Annotated in this window: 1 protein-coding gene; it reads right to left on the bottom strand. The window is 57.4% G+C overall.

Annotation, left to right across the window (positions count from 1 at the left end; translation table 11 throughout):
* A partial coding sequence (locus QP324_RS11835) for a transposase (protein WP_284816178.1) occupies window positions 1-535 on the bottom strand: 535 nt, incomplete at its 3' end.
* Between the last annotated feature and the right edge of the window lie 204 nt (window positions 536-739).

Genomic DNA, 739 nt, shown 5'->3' with positions numbered 1-739 from the left:
GCGGCCGTGAGGTGGTGTAGCGGCGGATGACGCGTTGTGCGTGGACGAGACAACGCTGAATCATCACGTTTGGCCAGCAGGCTTTAATCGCGGTGAGTGCGCCTTGTCCGCCGTCGAGGACGACGCAGAGTGGCTCGGCGATTTTGCGAAGTAGCTGCGTGTATGCGTGGGCTGTTTCGTGTTTGGTCCAGTGCCACGCAATGACGTGGTCGCGGCTGGCTGCCACAAGTCGGCAGCCAGCCGCGGTGTAGGTGCCGTCGATGAAGATCTGATCGTAGACGCGCTGCGGGGCACCGTCGTTGGGGACGTCGATGAGCCAAAACGGTTCGAATCGGCGATCAAGTGTCCAACGACTCACCCTTTGTTGCCCGGCGAGTTCAGACAACGTCGCTGTGGAGGTGACATAAGAGACGAAGGCTTTAAAGTTGCGGGCCTGCGTGAGATCGGTGCGAGTTCGTGTCGTGGAGCTGCCGCAGTTCGGGTCTTTGCACCGCCACCTAGTTGTGCCTTTGGATGTGGTTCCGTTTTTCTTCATTTGCCCAGCACATACCGGGCATCGTGGTCTGTTTTTACTCACCCGGAAAGCACACCAACCCCCGGCTAGCACATGCGGGTGCCATTCCGATGGATTGAACACGAAACGGGCGGATATAAGCATAAAGACCTTATATCCGCCCGATTTACCCAGCCTGAGCAGCAAGATCGCTGTAACTCAGACACACTTTTTGCTACTTAACCC

The sequence above is a fragment of the Corynebacterium sp. UMB0012 genome, assembly GCF_030216265.1.
Taxonomy (GTDB): domain Bacteria; phylum Actinomycetota; class Actinomycetes; order Mycobacteriales; family Mycobacteriaceae; genus Corynebacterium.
This window is presented reverse-complemented; position numbering and strand designations above follow the sequence as displayed.